This window comes from Anditalea andensis (assembly GCF_000714815.1).
Classification (GTDB): domain Bacteria; phylum Bacteroidota; class Bacteroidia; order Cytophagales; family Cyclobacteriaceae; genus Anditalea; species Anditalea andensis.
The window spans coordinates 478,273-493,345 of record NZ_JMIH01000024.1; the positions used below are offsets into that span (position 1 = coordinate 478,273).

The window sequence follows — 15,073 nt, forward strand, 5'->3', positions numbered from 1 at the left end:
TCCATGATCAATAGACTATAGGCTACTCAATATACAGAACAAAAACCTCAAAATAATGAAGAATTTAAACTTTACATTGCTCACAGGCCTTATGATGGCCGCCTCTACCTTTACGGTATTTGGGCAGTATCAGAGTTCATTGATAAATGAAACATCCATATATGAAAAAGTGGAGTTTGATATGCCTAAAGTAAAGGTGACGGAATTTCCTGATTTTACAGTAAATATAAAAGAACATGGTGCTATAGCGGACGGGCTGACTAAAAATACCGATGCATTTGTTCAAGCTATTGAGGCGGTGGCTTCAAACGGGGGAGGAAAGGTTTTAGTGCCGAGAGGCATATGGCTGACCGGGCCTATCGAATTCAAGAGCAATGTCAATTTACATCTGGAAGCTGGTGCATTATTGCTATTCAGTAAAGATTTCGATGATTATCATTTGATAGAAACTTCATTTGAAGGTTTGAATACGGTAAGAAATGTGTCTCCAATTTATGCCAGGGGCGTAGAGAATATAGCCATCACAGGATCCGGTACCATAGACGGAAACGGTGATGCATGGAGACCCGTAAAAAAAAGTAAGATGACGGAAGCCCAGTGGAAAAAACTGGTAAAGTCCGGTGGGGTGCTGAATGAGAAAGGTGATATGTGGTTCCCTTCGGAATCTTCAAAAGCAGGTTCTGTTGCCTCCAGTAATTTTAATGTGCCAGATCTGATCGATCAGACTGAGCTATCTAAGGTAAAGGACTTTTTAAGACCTGTAATGGTCAGCATTGTAGATAGCAGGCAAATCCTGCTGGATGGAGTGACATTTCAAAATTCCCCGGCTTGGAACATCCACCCGCTAATGAGCGAAGACATCATCATCAGAAATTTGAATGTAAGAAATCCATGGTATTCCCAAAACGGTGATGGGTTGGATCTGGAGTCATGCAAGAATGTTTTGATTTATAACAATACTTTTGATGTAGGGGATGATGCCATTTGTTTTAAAAGTGGAAAGGATCAGGATGGAAGGGATAGGGATATTCCTACGGAAAATGTGGTAGTAAAAAACAATATTGTCTATCACGCTCATGGAGGATTTGTGATAGGCAGTGAGATGTCCAGTGGTGTGCGTAATGTTCACGTATCCAAGTGTACTTTTATGGGCACGGATGTGGGATTGAGGTTCAAAAGCACCAGGGGCAGAGGTGGAGTAGTAGAAAATATTTATATATCTGATATAGATATGATCAATATTCCAACTGATGTAATCAATTTTAATATGTTCTACGGCGGTAACTCCCCAGTGCTTGAAGCGGATCAAAGTGCCGAAAGAGAAGCAATGGATGAGACATTGGTACCTGTGAATGAGGAGACTCCCTCTTTCCGAAACATCTTTATGAAAAACATCACCGCTACCGGTAGCGGTGTGGCGGCTAATTTTCAGGGGTTGCCTGAGATGAACCTGCTGAACGTGACACTTGAAAATTCCACCTTTGAAGCAGAGCAGGGGATACTTGCCATGGATACTGACGGTCTGGTTTTAAAAAATGTCAAAGTTGTGCCGGGAAAAGGCCCCGCACTAACACTATATAACAGTAAAAATGTAGCAGTATCTGGATTTGATTATGAAAGTGAAGATCCTCATGCTGTTAAGGTTTTGGGTCACAAGTCTGAAAAAATAATGCTGGACCAGAAAGATTTTAAAAATTTTAAGCAGCAGGTAAATCAGGCAAAAGAAGTAGGTGCTAAAGTCATTACTTATAATTAACCTATGGCATTAATAATCCAATTCTTGATAGGCCTGTCCATATTTTCCGGCCTGGCGAAAGACAAATATCCAACCATCTATATGATAGGTGACTCTACTATGGCAGACAAGGGATATTCACCATCTAACCCTGAAAAAGGCTGGGGACAGGTTTTTCCTTTGTATCTCAATGATGATATCAGGGTTCAAAACCATGCTGTCAATGGCCGTAGCAGTAAAAGCTTCAGGGATGAAGGCCGCTGGGACGTAGTAATAGCTCAGGTACAGGAAGGAGATTATGTGATCATCCAGTTTGGGCATAATGACCAGAAGCTAGAGGATCCGACCAGATACACTGACCCCTATAGATATAAAGAAAACCTGCGCTTATACATTACAGAAGTAATTGACAAAGGGGGGCATCCTATATTGGCTACACCTATAGCCAGGAGAGATTATGATGAAAGAGGAATGTTGGTGGATACCCACATGGATTATGTGTCTGAAGTGAAAGCGCTAGCTGCGGAAATGGACATACCCCTATTGGATATAAACAAAAGAACTACAGAGCTGATCAATATATGGGGAGAGGTCGAGTCAAAGCTATTGTTTCTACATTTTTCACCAGGCCAGTACAGTCGATTTCCCAAAGGAGTAGTGGACAACACCCACCTGTCTCCCATAGGAGCATTTAAAGTCTGTGACCTGGTGGTGGAAGAAATCAATAGTAAAATACCGGAGTTAACCATGTATATCAAAAAATAATAGACAGGTGAGGCATATGAAGTTTACCGTCAGTATTATATGTATTGGCTTAATGGTTGTAGGGCTATGGTCCTTTCAGTCTACAGAAAATAAAGTAATAACTTTTTTCTTGATTGGTGATAGCACGATGGCCGATTATCCCTCTTATGATGAGGATTATATGGGGAAACGCTATCCAATGACCGGTTGGGGGCAAGTGTTTCCTCAAATGGTATCTGAAAATCTTTGGGATTTAAACATTATAAATAAGGATTCAATAAAAGTAGATAACCGTGCCCGGGGTGGCCGGAGTACTAGGACATTTTTCGAAGAAGGTAGGTGGTCGGCGGTATATAAAGCTTTGAAGCCAGGGGATATGGTGCTTATCCAGTTTGGACATAATGATGCTGCTGAAAGCAAGCCAGAGCGATATGTATCTGTGGAAGGTTACAAAGAATACCTGAGACTGTTTATTTCCCAGACCTATGATAAAGGAGCAAAGCCGGTGCTGATCACCCCGGTAAACAGAAATTATCCCTGGAAGGATAGTAAACTGTTAAATTCCCATGAAGCCTACCATCTAGCTGCAACTGAGATAGCTGAAGAAACAGGTGTGATTTTGATAGATCTGACACAGTTATCATTGGAACTGTTCACTGAAAAAGGACAGGATTATGTGACCCAAAATTACTTCATGAATCTTCCCCCAGGTAAATATGGTGCTTATCCAGATGGACTGGAGGACAACACCCACTTTCAACCCGAAGGTGCAGCAGCCGTGGCAGATCTGGTAATTGAGGCACTTAAATCTATCCGGTAATTATTTTCACAAATATTTTATGAAGGCCTCTGAGATAGACATGATATCTGTGTAGTCAGAGGTTCAACATACGTTCACTATGGGACGTGGGAAATGATCCACTTAAATTATGCTACATTATGTGGCCCCATTGGGTCTGTGAATTTAAATCAGATTATTACCCGTAGCTGAAAGCGAAGGAATAACCGATTTAACCATATCAAAAATTATGATGGCTCACCTATATGCGATCCCTTGCCTTAGGTGCTGAAATTTAAAGCATTACCATATTAAAAATATTAATATCCTAGTCAATAGATAAACCGGGTCTTATTCTTATTTTTAAGGTATATCATCATCTTACTATTAATAACACTAGCATAGCTCATGATACTTGCCCGTTTCTATATCATGCTCTTATTTGTTTTCCTTGCGGCCAATGATTTATCGGCTCAGGATAAAAAAAATAGCTTGCCGAAGGAATTAAAAGGTAAATTGGAACGAGATATAGTAGTAGCCAAAGATGGTACTGGAGACTTCACCACTATCCAACACGCCATAGACGCCATCAGGGTTTACCTGCCCAAGCCGATAACTGTCTATATCAAAGAAGGAGTTTATAAAGAAAAAATCCACATCCCCGGTACCATCACCAATGTAACTTTCCTGGGAGAGGGACCTGATAAGACTGTACTCACTTATGACGACCATGCCGGCAAAAATGGAATGCAAACTTTCGAAACCTATACCTTGATGGTATTGGGCAGCGGTCTCGTATTTAAAGGTCTTACTATACAGAATACAGCCGGCCCGGTGGGGCAGGCAGTTGCGCTGCATGCCGAGGGAGACCGGTTGGTTTTCAAGAACTGCCATTTTAAAGGGGATCAGGACACCATGTTCGCGTCCGGAGAAAATTCGAAACAGTATTATAATAACTGCTATATTGAAGGTACTACAGATTTTATTTTTGGATCGGCCACAGCCTATTTTGATAAATGTGAAATCAAATCTAAATCCAACAGCTATATTACTGCTGCATCTACTCCTGCATGGGTGGATGGTGGATTCGTATTTGATAACTGCAGATTAACAGCCGACGAAGGGGTAAATCAGGTTTATCTGGGCAGACCGTGGAGGGATTTTGCAAGAACTGTTTTTATGAATTCTGAAATGGGCCCCCATATACGGCCAGAAGGATGGCATGACTGGAATAGATCAGGCGTGACTGAAACGGCGTTTTATGCAGAGTATAATAACAGCGGACCAGGAGCGGTTACTGGTCAGCGTGTGGAATGGTCATATACACTGTCTGAAGAAAAAGCAATTGAATTTAGTAAAGTCAATATTTTGGGCAGAGATGCTAAAAACCTATTAGGTCAGGTATGGTATGATTATGAACGGGATACTTCATATACTTTTTATAGTGCCTATCAGAAAGCAAAGAAAAAAATTCCACATATCAGTCCAGCTGAGGTAGATTTTAGAGGAAAAACAGATATGGATGTAGAATATAAAAATTTAGGATATAGGACCTTAAAGATGGATATCTATCGGCCAGAAAATGCCAAGGCTGCACCAGGAGTGCTCCTGGTTCATGGTGGTGGCTGGAAGTCTGGGGACAGGTCGCTTCAGGCCCCCTTAGCAAAGGCTCTGGCTTCACGTGGCTATGTGGCGGCAGTGGTTGAATACCGGCTTTCTTTAGAAGAACCTTATCCCGCAGCTGTATTTGATTTAAAAGATGCTATTAAATGGTTTAAGGCTAATGCAGATACATTTGGTTTGGATACCACTATGGTAGCGATTTCGGGAAGTTCCGCCGGGGGCCAATTGGCCCACTTAGTGGCTTATACTAGTGGGGATAAGGAATATGAAGAGGCTAGTCATTTAAAAACGTCCGGTACAGTCCAGGCGGTTATCAATATGGATGGTATCTCGGTTTTTTATCATCCAGAATCTAAGGAAGGAGAGATGGCTGCTCTTTGGCTTGGAGGGACATATTATGAAGTTCCTGAAAAATGGATAGCTGCTTCACCTCTGTATCAGATCAATGGTAGCGCCGTACCCGTATTGTTTATCAATAGCCAATATCCACGTTTTCATGCAGGTAGGGATGACATGATGGCCTTGCTGGACAACCAAGGTGTTTATGCTGAAGTCCATACCTTTGACCCGAGTCCACATACTTTTTGGCTTTTTAATCCCTGGTTTGAGCCTACCCTTGAACTGATGGTTAGTTTTTTGGAAAAAGTATTTGCCCAATAGTTTTTATATAGATTTTATATTTATTGAAGTGAAATAAGTTCTCCATGTAATCTGAGGGAGATCCAAAGGGCATTTTAGATTTATTTAAATCGAGCAATAGGCCGGCCGCTAGTATGAGAGGTCTGTCCATCCTCCAAGTCTATTTAAGCAGAAAATTTTCTTCTCCTTTCCTGGTAATAAGGAATTGGGTTTTAGGCTTTCTATTTTGGTTTAGCGGTACAATCGGTAGAAATCGAATATCATATTCTTAGCAGCATCGAATGATTCCCTATTGAGCTAATGAACCTAAATTTAAACGATTTTTATTTATGTAATCGGTTGCGCATAATGTTCTATATATAGTTTGTAAATATTTTTATTTATGCAATTAATGAAATCTTTTATTACGAAAAAATAGCATTTTAGGCGTTAAATATATTTTTATCACATTCTTTTAAAAAATTTTTGGTTAAATAATTTTTTCTATTTAATATGCAATCGATTGCGCAATAATTGCAGTTTAGTGTTTTAAATAGGCGATAATAGGGTAGGGAATCAGAACACTATAATTAAAGATACTTCATTATCATTTGCTGCAATTAGATTGAAATGGAAGAAAAAAAATAATAAAACCTATAAACAATAACCCAATTCTAAATGAAATGAAAATTACTAAAAATCTTCCAGTCCTGATCAGAGGCATGTTTTGGACAATATGTTTGCTGATAATGTCCCAAAGCCTATCTATGGCGCAGGGGTCTATTGTAAGAGGGGTCGTGGTAGACCAGACAGGTGAGCCTATTCCTGGGGCCTCTATATTGGTAAAAGGAACATCCACAGGTATGGTGACTGATATTGACGGTACTTATACTTTAGAAGTTCCATCCAATGCAGTATTGATTTTTTCCTTTATGGGGATGGAAAAAAGAGAAGTTGCTGTAGGTAACCAAACAGTCATTAATGTAACTCTGCAGGATGATATGGCTACATTGGACGAATATGTAGTCATAGGCTACGGTTCTATTGAGAGGCGTGACCTTACCAGTTCGGTTTCCTCTGTTGGGGCAAAACAGCTTGCAGATATACCGCTTAATTCTGCTGCAGAGGCTTTGGCAGGTAGACTTGCGGGTGTTCAGGTGACAGGTTCTGAAGGTTCTCCCAATGCAGATGTCATGATCAGGGTAAGAGGTGGAGGTTCCATCACACAGGATAATGCCCCATTATATGTAGTGGATGGGATCCAGGTTGAAAATGCGCTTTCGGTATTGTCTCCCCAGGATATAGAATCAATAGATGTACTGAAAGATGCTTCCGCTACTGCCATCTATGGCGCCCGAGGAGCCAATGGTGTAGTGATCATCACTACCAAAGGCGGTAGTGAGATGAAGACTACAGTAAGTTATAACGGTTTTGTAGGTGTGAGGCAACTGGCCAATAAACTGGATGTGATGAAACCACAGGATTTTGTTAATTATCAGTATGAAAGATCCAGAGGTAGCGAGCAGGAAAGAAACAGGTTTTTAAATACCTATGGACACTTCGGTGACATGGGAAATTATAGTCAAGTACCTTTTGTGGACTGGCAGGAAGAAATTTTTGGTAGAAATGCCGTCATGTCCACCCATAATGTGGCAGTGGCAGGGGGAACAGCTGCTACTAAGTTTAACTTAAGTGTTACACAAAACAAAGAAGAGGGCATCATGTTAGCGTCTGATTTTGATAGACAACTTATCAATTTCAAATTTGACCATAAGATCAATGAAAGACTCAGCGCAGGTTTCAATGTAAGGTTTAACAATACGACTGTCAATGGTGCCGGTACTGCTTCTGAAGGATCTTCGGCTACCAATAGGCTGCGTCATGCCGTAAAATACAGACCAATTTTAATGAACGGTACCGATCTTACAGCCTATGATCCTGATTACGCGGATGAGACCAATGCCAACTCCCTGGCCCTGATCAACCCGATCCTGCTTACCGATGCTGAATATAGACAGCGTGAGCAAACAGTGACCAACTTCAGCGGATCAGTAAATTATAAAATCAATGAACATGTAGCCTTCAGGACCACAGTAGGATTGGATTTAAATAATATTACGGATTACGCATTCAATGACACCATTACAGGACCCGCTAGACAGGTAGGTTCGGGGCAGCCCATCGCTTCCATCAGAACCAATCAGAGAAGAATATTGAACAATTCAAATGTCCTTACTTTTAACAGTAATAAACTCACTTCTGCTTTCTTTCAAAAACATAGACTGGATGCCTTGATCGGCCATGAGATCTTTGAAGAGGAATTCAGGATAGATAACCTGGAAACCAGATTTTTTCCTATAGGCATTACAGCAGAAAGGGCCCTGGGCAATATGTCCTTGGGGCTGCCCCAAATACCGACCTCCAATTACCAGAAATCCACCCTTATGTCATTCTTTGGCAGGGTAAATTATGCTTTTGGAGATAGGTTTTTATTTGCGGCCACCATGAGAGCTGATGGTTCTTCAAAATTTGCCAAAGGGAACAAATGGGGATATTTCCCATCTGTATCAGGAGCTTGGAGGATTTCTGAAGAAAGGTTTATGGCGGGTATCAATAGGACGGTATCGGATCTAAAATTAAGAGCTAGTTATGGCGAATCCGGTAACAATAGAATCCCAAATTTTCTTTATCTGACCCAGTTTGTGCCAAACACCTATTATGGGTTTGGTAACCAGCTGGAGGTGGGGTATGCCCCAGATGCCTTGGCACGTGAGGATTTGAGATGGGAAACCACTATTGCACAGAACTTTGGTTTAGACGCTGGTTTTTTGGGAGGAAGAGTCCAGCTTTCGGTGGATGCTTACCTTAACCGCACCAGAGACCTGCTTTTAGAAGTCCCTGTGCCGGCTACTTCAGGTTATACCACACAGCTTCAGAATATAGGTGAAACTTCTAATAGAGGAGTAGAAATACAGCTGTCCGGAACAGTGATCAACACCCGTGACTTTACCTGGAACTCCACTTTTAATATTTCTTTCAATAAAAATAGGGTAGAGAGTTTAGGTCAGCAGACATCTTTTCTGGTTCCATCTGGATGGGCTGGGGGTAATGTCCCTTTCGATTATGCGATCTTAGTGGGGCAGCCTGTCGGGACGATGTGGGGCCTCATCACTGATGGCTTTTATGGTCTGGATGATTTTGATTATGCTGAAGGAGTATATACCCTTAGAGATGGTGTGCCAAATAACCAAGGAATTACAGCGGTGGCACCACGCCCAGGTTCTTTGAAATTCCGTGATATCAATGAAGATGGTATAGTTGATGATAATGACCGTACAGCTATAGGGAATGCCACACCTAAGTTTTTTGGAGGATTCAACCAGATGTTCAGTTATAAAAACTTTGATGCCAGTATCTTCCTGAATTTTGTGGTAGGCAATGATATTTTAAATGCCAATAAGCTGGAATTTTCATCAGGATATACCCCCAACTCTAATATGTTGGCTATCATGAATGAGCGATGGACCAATGTAAATCCAGCAGGTCAGGTGGTGACCGATCCTACTGAACTAGCGGCACTCAATCAGAATGCTCAGATATGGACACCGCTGACCACAGCGAGTTCATTTTATATGCATTCATGGGCTGTGGAAGATGGCTCCTTTTTACGGATAAACAACGTAACGGTAGGATATACCTTTTCTCCCCAATTACTGAGCCGCCTGAAAATAGCGAAGATCAGGTTCTATGCTACAGGTAATAACCTGGCTGTATTTACTAATTACACCGGCTATGACCCAGAAGTAAATACCAGAAGAAGAACTCCTATGACACCTGGCGTAGATTACTCCGCGTATCCTAGAAGCCGAACTTTCATAGGCGGTGTTAATTTAACTTTCTAATTGATTATCATATGGAACGATTATATAAAAATATTGTAGCAATCATATTTTCTGTCTTACTACTAACATCCTGCGCAGATTACTTGGAAGAGACACCCGTGTCTTCCTTCGGTCCTGATTACGTATTCAGCAATGTGACCAATGCAGATAAAGCGGTATCCGGCGTATATGCCGCATTGGGGGGAGACCATGGTTATGGTATAAGATTGAGCATGTACTATTCTCTGGATGATGATATCATGATGGGGCAGGGTGGCAATCCATTTCCAGATAATGAAAGAAGAGACATCGCCCACTATAATGTACAGCCTAGTAACACCCAGATCAGGATACCTTTCAACCAGTTGTATGTAGGGGTGGAAAGGGCCAATATATGTATTCAGGAAATTCCCCGAATGACCATGTACGTATCCGGGAACCCTACCCAACAGGCTGCCCTCCGAAGACTCCATGGAGAAGCGTTGACGCTTAGGGCCTTGTTTTATTTTGACCTTATAAAGCATTGGGGTGATATACCTGCCAGCTTTATACCATCTAGTATGCAGACAGACCTTTTTACAGAAAGGACAGACCGGGATGTAATCTATGATCAGATCATAGCTGATCTGGCAGAGGCAGCGGAACTGCTTCCATGGGGCGGCAACAGTGAAAGAATTTCCCAGGGCACTGCCAGAGCTTTGAGGGCAAGGATTGCGCTCTTTAGAGGAGGGTATGCTTTGAGATTGAGCAGGCAAATGGAAAGATCTGCGGACTATAGACAGTTTTACCAGATCGCTAGGGATGAAACTTTGGCAGTAATGCAGAGTGGCTCACATGGATTGAACCCAAATTTTCAGGCAGTGTTCAAAGATGCCCTACTGGCCAGAAGAAGAGAACCGAACGGGGAAATCATGTGGGAAATAGCCATGACGGGCGGAGGAAGTATGTTGGGTGATAGTAAATTGGGATATTATAACGGCCCAAGATGGAATAACCTGGGCAATTCAGCACTTACTATTCTACCAACCTTCTTCTATGCTTTTGATCAAAATGATGAACGGAGAGATGTAACGGCAGCACCTTATAACATTAACCAGGACATGACATTGGTGGCCAGATCCCTACATACTATAGTAGATGGGAAATTCAGAAGAGATTGGATCACAAATCCTGTGGTAGTCAATTCTGCAGCCCAATATTTTGGCGTCAACTGGCCGGTTATTAGATATTCAGATGTCCTGTTAATGTTTGCAGAGGCAGAAAATGAACTCAACAATGGACCTACTCCAGAGGCTATTGCGGCATATGAAGAAGTAAGAGTAAGAGCTTTCGGAGGGGATGCTTCTTTAATAGGGATTACTCCTTCAGATTATCAGACATTCTTCTCGGCTATTGTTGACGAAAGGGCATTTGAATTTGCGGGTGAAGCACTGAGGAAATATGACCTGATCAGATGGAATCTTTTGGAAACCAAGCTAAACGAAACTAAAGCGAATCTTGCGGCTATGGCAGCTAGACAGGGTCAATATGCCAATCTGCCTACTATCATGTATTATGAAGCAGGGGCCACTGAAATTAACTGGTTAAATTCCCTGTATCAACCACAGCCCACCACTGCCCCTGCAGGATCTGCTAGTGTGGTCTGGGCTGGAAGTGGCATCACCAATACCATCAGTGCGTTTTTTGCTGTTGGATTTACGCCAAATAAGAGCGAACTGTTTCCTTTACATACTTCTGTACTGGATTCTAACCCTAGGCTAAAACAAGAGTACGGATATTAATTATTCCCAAATAATCGCATTTAATATGAAATCATATAAATTATTTCAATTCAGATACATTGCCTCGTTATTCCTTTTGGCAATAGTCATAGGATCCTGCGTCGATGACATCGATGATCTCACTGTACCGGATACCATGAAGCGTTTCAGACCGGTATCCCTTACAGCGGCAGGGGGAGAGGTTTCTGTAATGCTCACTTGGCCAGAAGCACTGTTTACGGATCCGGGGGAAGTGGTATATACCATTCAGGTGGCTCAGGACAGCTTGTTTTCCACAGTAATATTTGAACAGGAAACAGAAGACCGAAGTATGGAAATCTCAGATGATGATCTGGAGATCCAGGTAGAATACTATGCCAGAATCAGGGCAAACGGAGCCACACCTGCCCAACATTCGGAGTGGGTAAGAAGTTTGGCTTTTCAGATTACTGGAGAGCAGATATTCCTTCCTACTTTTGACAATGAAATAGGATCCAATACAGTGCTCCTCAGGTGGAGGCCTACTGCCAATCCAACACGTATAGTACTGACAGACCCATCTGGCCTAGTTACCGAATTTCCTATTAGTGATGAAGAAAAAGCTGCTGCCAATAAGATGGTGGAGGGATTACTACCTCTTACAGAATATATTGCTGGAATCTTTGAAGGCACCAGGATTAAAGGGACGACTTCTTTTGTCACCAAAGAACCCAGTATATATGATATCATACTTTCTCCTACTGATAATTTTAGGGATATCATAGAAGGTGCAGAAAACGGTGCTATGATAGGACTGGAACCTGGTATATATAATGTATTTGATGGAGCAGGGGAGTATGCCAATCTCAGGATTATAGAAAAAACAATAACCCTACAGTCAGTATCCGGTGATCCCTCAGATACCCGGGTAAACTTTAAGGAAATAACCTTTACCGGCAACGGGGCTGGCATATCAGTAAATGGTATTACCTTCGACGGTCTGCCGGGAGCAGGTGATTATTTTTTCAATTTTGCTGGTAGTGCCGCAGCCTTTACTCATGTAGTAGTAGAAAACTGTATAGTGGAGAATGTAAGGGTTTCCTTTATGAGGGCCAACAGGGCCGGTAATAATGAGCACAAAATTGAACTGATCAAAGTGAACAATTCATGGTTAAGAAATCACTTGGTAGCAAATTATCATGTGTTCCACCTTGACAAACTTGAATTTAAAGAGATGGAAGTCACCAATTCTACCTTCAGTAATCTTGGCAGTAGAGGATTTATAGGTTGGGCTACTAATATACCTATGCCTGCTCCTCCTGTGATCAGAGTGGAAAATGTAACTATCAACGGCTTAGGGTCAAGTAACAGAAACCATACTTTACTGGATGCCAATAATAATCAGGTAGATTTCAGAATGAGAAATGCTATAGTGGCCAATATGGCTCTTGAAGGCCAGACCGTAGGTGCGTTATTGGGAAGAGCGCATGCAGATTCACCACAGGTGGTTTTTGCAAACAGCAATGTTTTTAAGCTGAGCACTGGTGGGGCAGATCCGGTAGAGCTTACCTTTCCAGCCTTGTTCAGTCAGCTGAATATAACTAAAGTAGACCTAGGGTGGACACAGAATACCAGCAATATGGCATTGCCTGCTGGCTCACCATTAAGGACGGCCGGCATAAATGGAAGTCCTGTAGGAGATCCAAGGTGGACTCTATAGAGAACATTTCCTTAGGTTGATGAATAAGATAGAGTGGAAATTGACAGAAATGGTTAGTTCATCTGTGGCTTTGGCCACTCCTTCTTGTTCCTTGGCTGCTTATCTGTCTTAAGTTACCTATATATCTCTTCATGATCCGACATAAACAGCCATGAGAAATACAACTTATATACTTCTTTTATCTTTATTAATGATTTCCTGTAATGAAACAGATATGTCATTATCCGAATTTGAAGGAGATACCATATTTCAACCTGTTGAAGAAGAAGCATATGCTTTTCCAGGAGCAGCAGGCTTCGGCTACAAGACTACGGGAGGAAGAGGGGGAAAGGTGGTTAAGGTGACCAATCTAAATGATTCCGGACCTGGTAGCTTGAGAAATGCCATCAATACACCCGGAGCTAGGATAGTAATTTTTGATGTGTCCGGATATATACACTTATCTAGTAATCTGGTGATCACTCAGGGCAATATTACCATTGCAGGACAATCGGCTCCAGGAGATGGTGTTACCATTAGAAACCATTCACTCATCGTCAATGCAGACAATGTGATCATTCGGTATCTACGTTTTCGGATGGGAGATGAGGGAGGGGCTGAAGCTGACGCCATAGAAGGCAGATATAAGAGAAACATTATCATCGATCACTGTTCTATGAGCTGGTCCACTGATGAAACAGCTTCCTTTTATGCAAACGAAAATTTCACCATGCAGTGGTGCATCCTGTCAGAAAGCCTTAGAAATTCTGTTCATGACAAAGGGCGACATGGCTATGGCGGTATATGGGGAGGTAAAAACGCCTCTTTTCACCACAACCTCTTAGCTCATCATGATAACAGAAATCCTAGATTTGATCATCCAGCCATCTACCCCGATCCCCAAAATACAAGTGATCTCAGAGGGACGGTTGACTTTAGAAATAATGTCATCTATAACTGGGGGACTGAAGCAGCCTATGGAGGGGAATTAGGTACCTTTAATATAGTCAATAACTATTTTAAACCAGGACCTGCCACCCAAAACAGCAACATGTTTCTTAATGCATATAAGCAGGCCAGTAATAATGCGCCTATCTATGGATATGGTAAATTCTATGTCAGTGGAAATGTACTCGATGGAAGGCAGGATATATCGAATGACAACTGGTTAGGGGTAATGGCTAAACAGGGATCCATAGCAGATAAAGAAAACATGATGCTGGCGTCTCCACTTCCAAACGGAGATCTTTCCTTCATGCATACTGCCCAGGAAGCATATGATCGGGTGCTTTTATATTCAGGAGCGAGTTTGGTCCGTGATGCTGTAGACGTACGCATTGTCCAGGAGACAAAAGACAGGAGCTTCTATGGACATGGTTCTAAGGGCAGTCTTAATGGGCTCATAGATAGTCAAACAGATGTGGGCGGTTGGCCTGATCTGATTGCAACCACTGCATTGAAAGATACAGATGGAGATGGTATGCCCGATGACTGGGAGGCAGCCCATGGGCTGGATCCGACTAAAGATGATGCCAAGGGTAGGGATTTAAGTTCAGCCTATGATAATATAGAAGTGTATATAAATGGTATAGTAAAAGAAATCAGTGACAGACAGTATAAATAAATATGCTGTTGCTGTAATGGAACTTCAGATAAAGAACCATTGGCTAAAACATGAATAATGTGATATAGATTTATCCATATAACCGTAGGATCTACTTGAGCATATAAAATAAATTAATGTAAAAACTAACTGTCTAATGTAGGTAGTGGACCGAATATGGCACTCAAGTGTCACCGTAAACTGTTAAGCATGGACCAAATAATTTTATGAAATTCGAACACTTTGCCTTAAACGTGACCCATCCTGTAGCCATGGGAGAGTGGTATGAGGAACATCTTAAACTGAAGGTGGTCAAAAAGATGGAGGAAGCTCCTTTTATGACCTTTTTAGCAGACGAAAGCGGGGACATCATGCTGGAAATCTATAATAATCCCAAAGGCCACATACTGCCTCTAGCTGATATGCATCCACTGACAGTTCACCTGGCATTTGTATCGGAGAATCCTACCAGCGATAAAGAAAGGCTTCTGGCAGCGGGCGCAACGGAAGTCTCCGATGAACTGCTGAAGGACGGTTCACGTCTGGTCATGTTAAGGGATCCATGGGGCATTTCGCTCCAATTATGTAAAAGGGCAATGCCAATGCTTAAAAGTCAGAGATTATAATGAATCCATTCAATATTAAATCCCAAA

At 41.9% G+C, this 15,073-nt stretch carries 9 protein-coding genes; all 9 read left to right on the top strand.

Annotation, left to right across the window (positions count from 1 at the left end; genetic code table 11):
* Nucleotides 1-55: 55 nt before the first annotated feature.
* The 9 genes from EL17_RS18410 (at nucleotide 56) to EL17_RS18450 (ending at nucleotide 15,046) form a co-directional block, all read left to right on the top strand.
* Nucleotides 56-1,756, top strand: coding sequence for a glycoside hydrolase family 28 protein (locus EL17_RS18410; RefSeq protein WP_035077326.1), 1,701 nt, complete (start codon nucleotides 56-58; stop codon nucleotides 1,754-1,756).
* A 3-nt stretch (nucleotides 1,757-1,759) separates the two neighbouring features.
* The gene (locus EL17_RS18415; RefSeq protein WP_035077328.1) at nucleotides 1,760-2,500 is read left to right on the top strand and encodes a rhamnogalacturonan acetylesterase; all 741 of its coding nucleotides are present in this window, start codon (nucleotides 1,760-1,762) and stop codon (nucleotides 2,498-2,500) included.
* Nucleotides 2,501-2,516: 16 nt separating this feature from the next.
* Entirely contained in the window at nucleotides 2,517-3,299 is a 783-nt protein-coding gene (locus EL17_RS18420; RefSeq protein WP_035077330.1) for a rhamnogalacturonan acetylesterase, read from the top strand.
* Between the two features lie 366 nt (nucleotides 3,300-3,665).
* Nucleotides 3,666-5,540: a pectinesterase family protein gene (locus EL17_RS18425; RefSeq protein WP_035077332.1), complete on the top strand. Its 1,875-nt coding sequence runs from the start codon at nucleotides 3,666-3,668 to the stop codon at nucleotides 5,538-5,540.
* A gap of 641 nt (nucleotides 5,541-6,181) precedes the next feature.
* On the top strand, nucleotides 6,182-9,400 hold the full coding sequence (locus tag EL17_RS18430) for a SusC/RagA family TonB-linked outer membrane protein (protein ID WP_084166264.1): 3,219 nt from the start codon (nucleotides 6,182-6,184) through the stop codon (nucleotides 9,398-9,400).
* Between the two features lie 11 nt (nucleotides 9,401-9,411).
* Entirely contained in the window at nucleotides 9,412-11,160 is a 1,749-nt protein-coding gene (locus EL17_RS18435) for a RagB/SusD family nutrient uptake outer membrane protein (RefSeq protein ID WP_035077334.1), read from the top strand.
* Between the two features lie 25 nt (nucleotides 11,161-11,185).
* Nucleotides 11,186-12,838 carry a DUF4957 domain-containing protein gene (locus tag EL17_RS18440; protein WP_035077336.1) on the top strand — a complete coding sequence of 551 codons (1,653 nt, stop codon included), beginning with the start codon at nucleotides 11,186-11,188 and terminating at the stop codon, nucleotides 12,836-12,838.
* Nucleotides 12,839-12,989: 151 nt separating this feature from the next.
* Nucleotides 12,990-14,441 (top strand): pectate lyase, encoded by a 1,452-nt coding sequence (locus tag EL17_RS18445; protein ID WP_035077341.1) that lies wholly within the window; start codon nucleotides 12,990-12,992, stop codon nucleotides 14,439-14,441.
* Nucleotides 14,442-14,647: 206 nt separating this feature from the next.
* Complete coding sequence (locus EL17_RS18450) at nucleotides 14,648-15,046, top strand: VOC family protein (RefSeq protein ID WP_035077343.1); 399 nt, start codon at nucleotides 14,648-14,650, stop codon at nucleotides 15,044-15,046.
* The last annotated feature ends 27 nt before the right edge of the window (nucleotides 15,047-15,073 follow it).

Coding starts and splice junctions, on each gene's coding strand:
- EL17_RS18410 (WP_035077326.1), top strand. CDS start 56: ATGAAGAATTTAAACTTTACATTGCTCACAGGCCTTATGATGGCCGCC.
- EL17_RS18415 (WP_035077328.1), top strand. CDS start 1,760: ATGGCATTAATAATCCAATTCTTGATAGGCCTGTCCATATTTTCCGGC.
- EL17_RS18420 (WP_035077330.1), top strand. CDS start 2,517: ATGAAGTTTACCGTCAGTATTATATGTATTGGCTTAATGGTTGTAGGG.
- EL17_RS18425 (WP_035077332.1), top strand. CDS start 3,666: ATGATACTTGCCCGTTTCTATATCATGCTCTTATTTGTTTTCCTTGCG.
- EL17_RS18430 (WP_084166264.1), top strand. CDS start 6,182: ATGAAAATTACTAAAAATCTTCCAGTCCTGATCAGAGGCATGTTTTGG.
- EL17_RS18435 (WP_035077334.1), top strand. CDS start 9,412: ATGGAACGATTATATAAAAATATTGTAGCAATCATATTTTCTGTCTTA.
- EL17_RS18440 (WP_035077336.1), top strand. CDS start 11,186: ATGAAATCATATAAATTATTTCAATTCAGATACATTGCCTCGTTATTC.
- EL17_RS18445 (WP_035077341.1), top strand. CDS start 12,990: ATGAGAAATACAACTTATATACTTCTTTTATCTTTATTAATGATTTCC.
- EL17_RS18450 (WP_035077343.1), top strand. CDS start 14,648: ATGAAATTCGAACACTTTGCCTTAAACGTGACCCATCCTGTAGCCATG.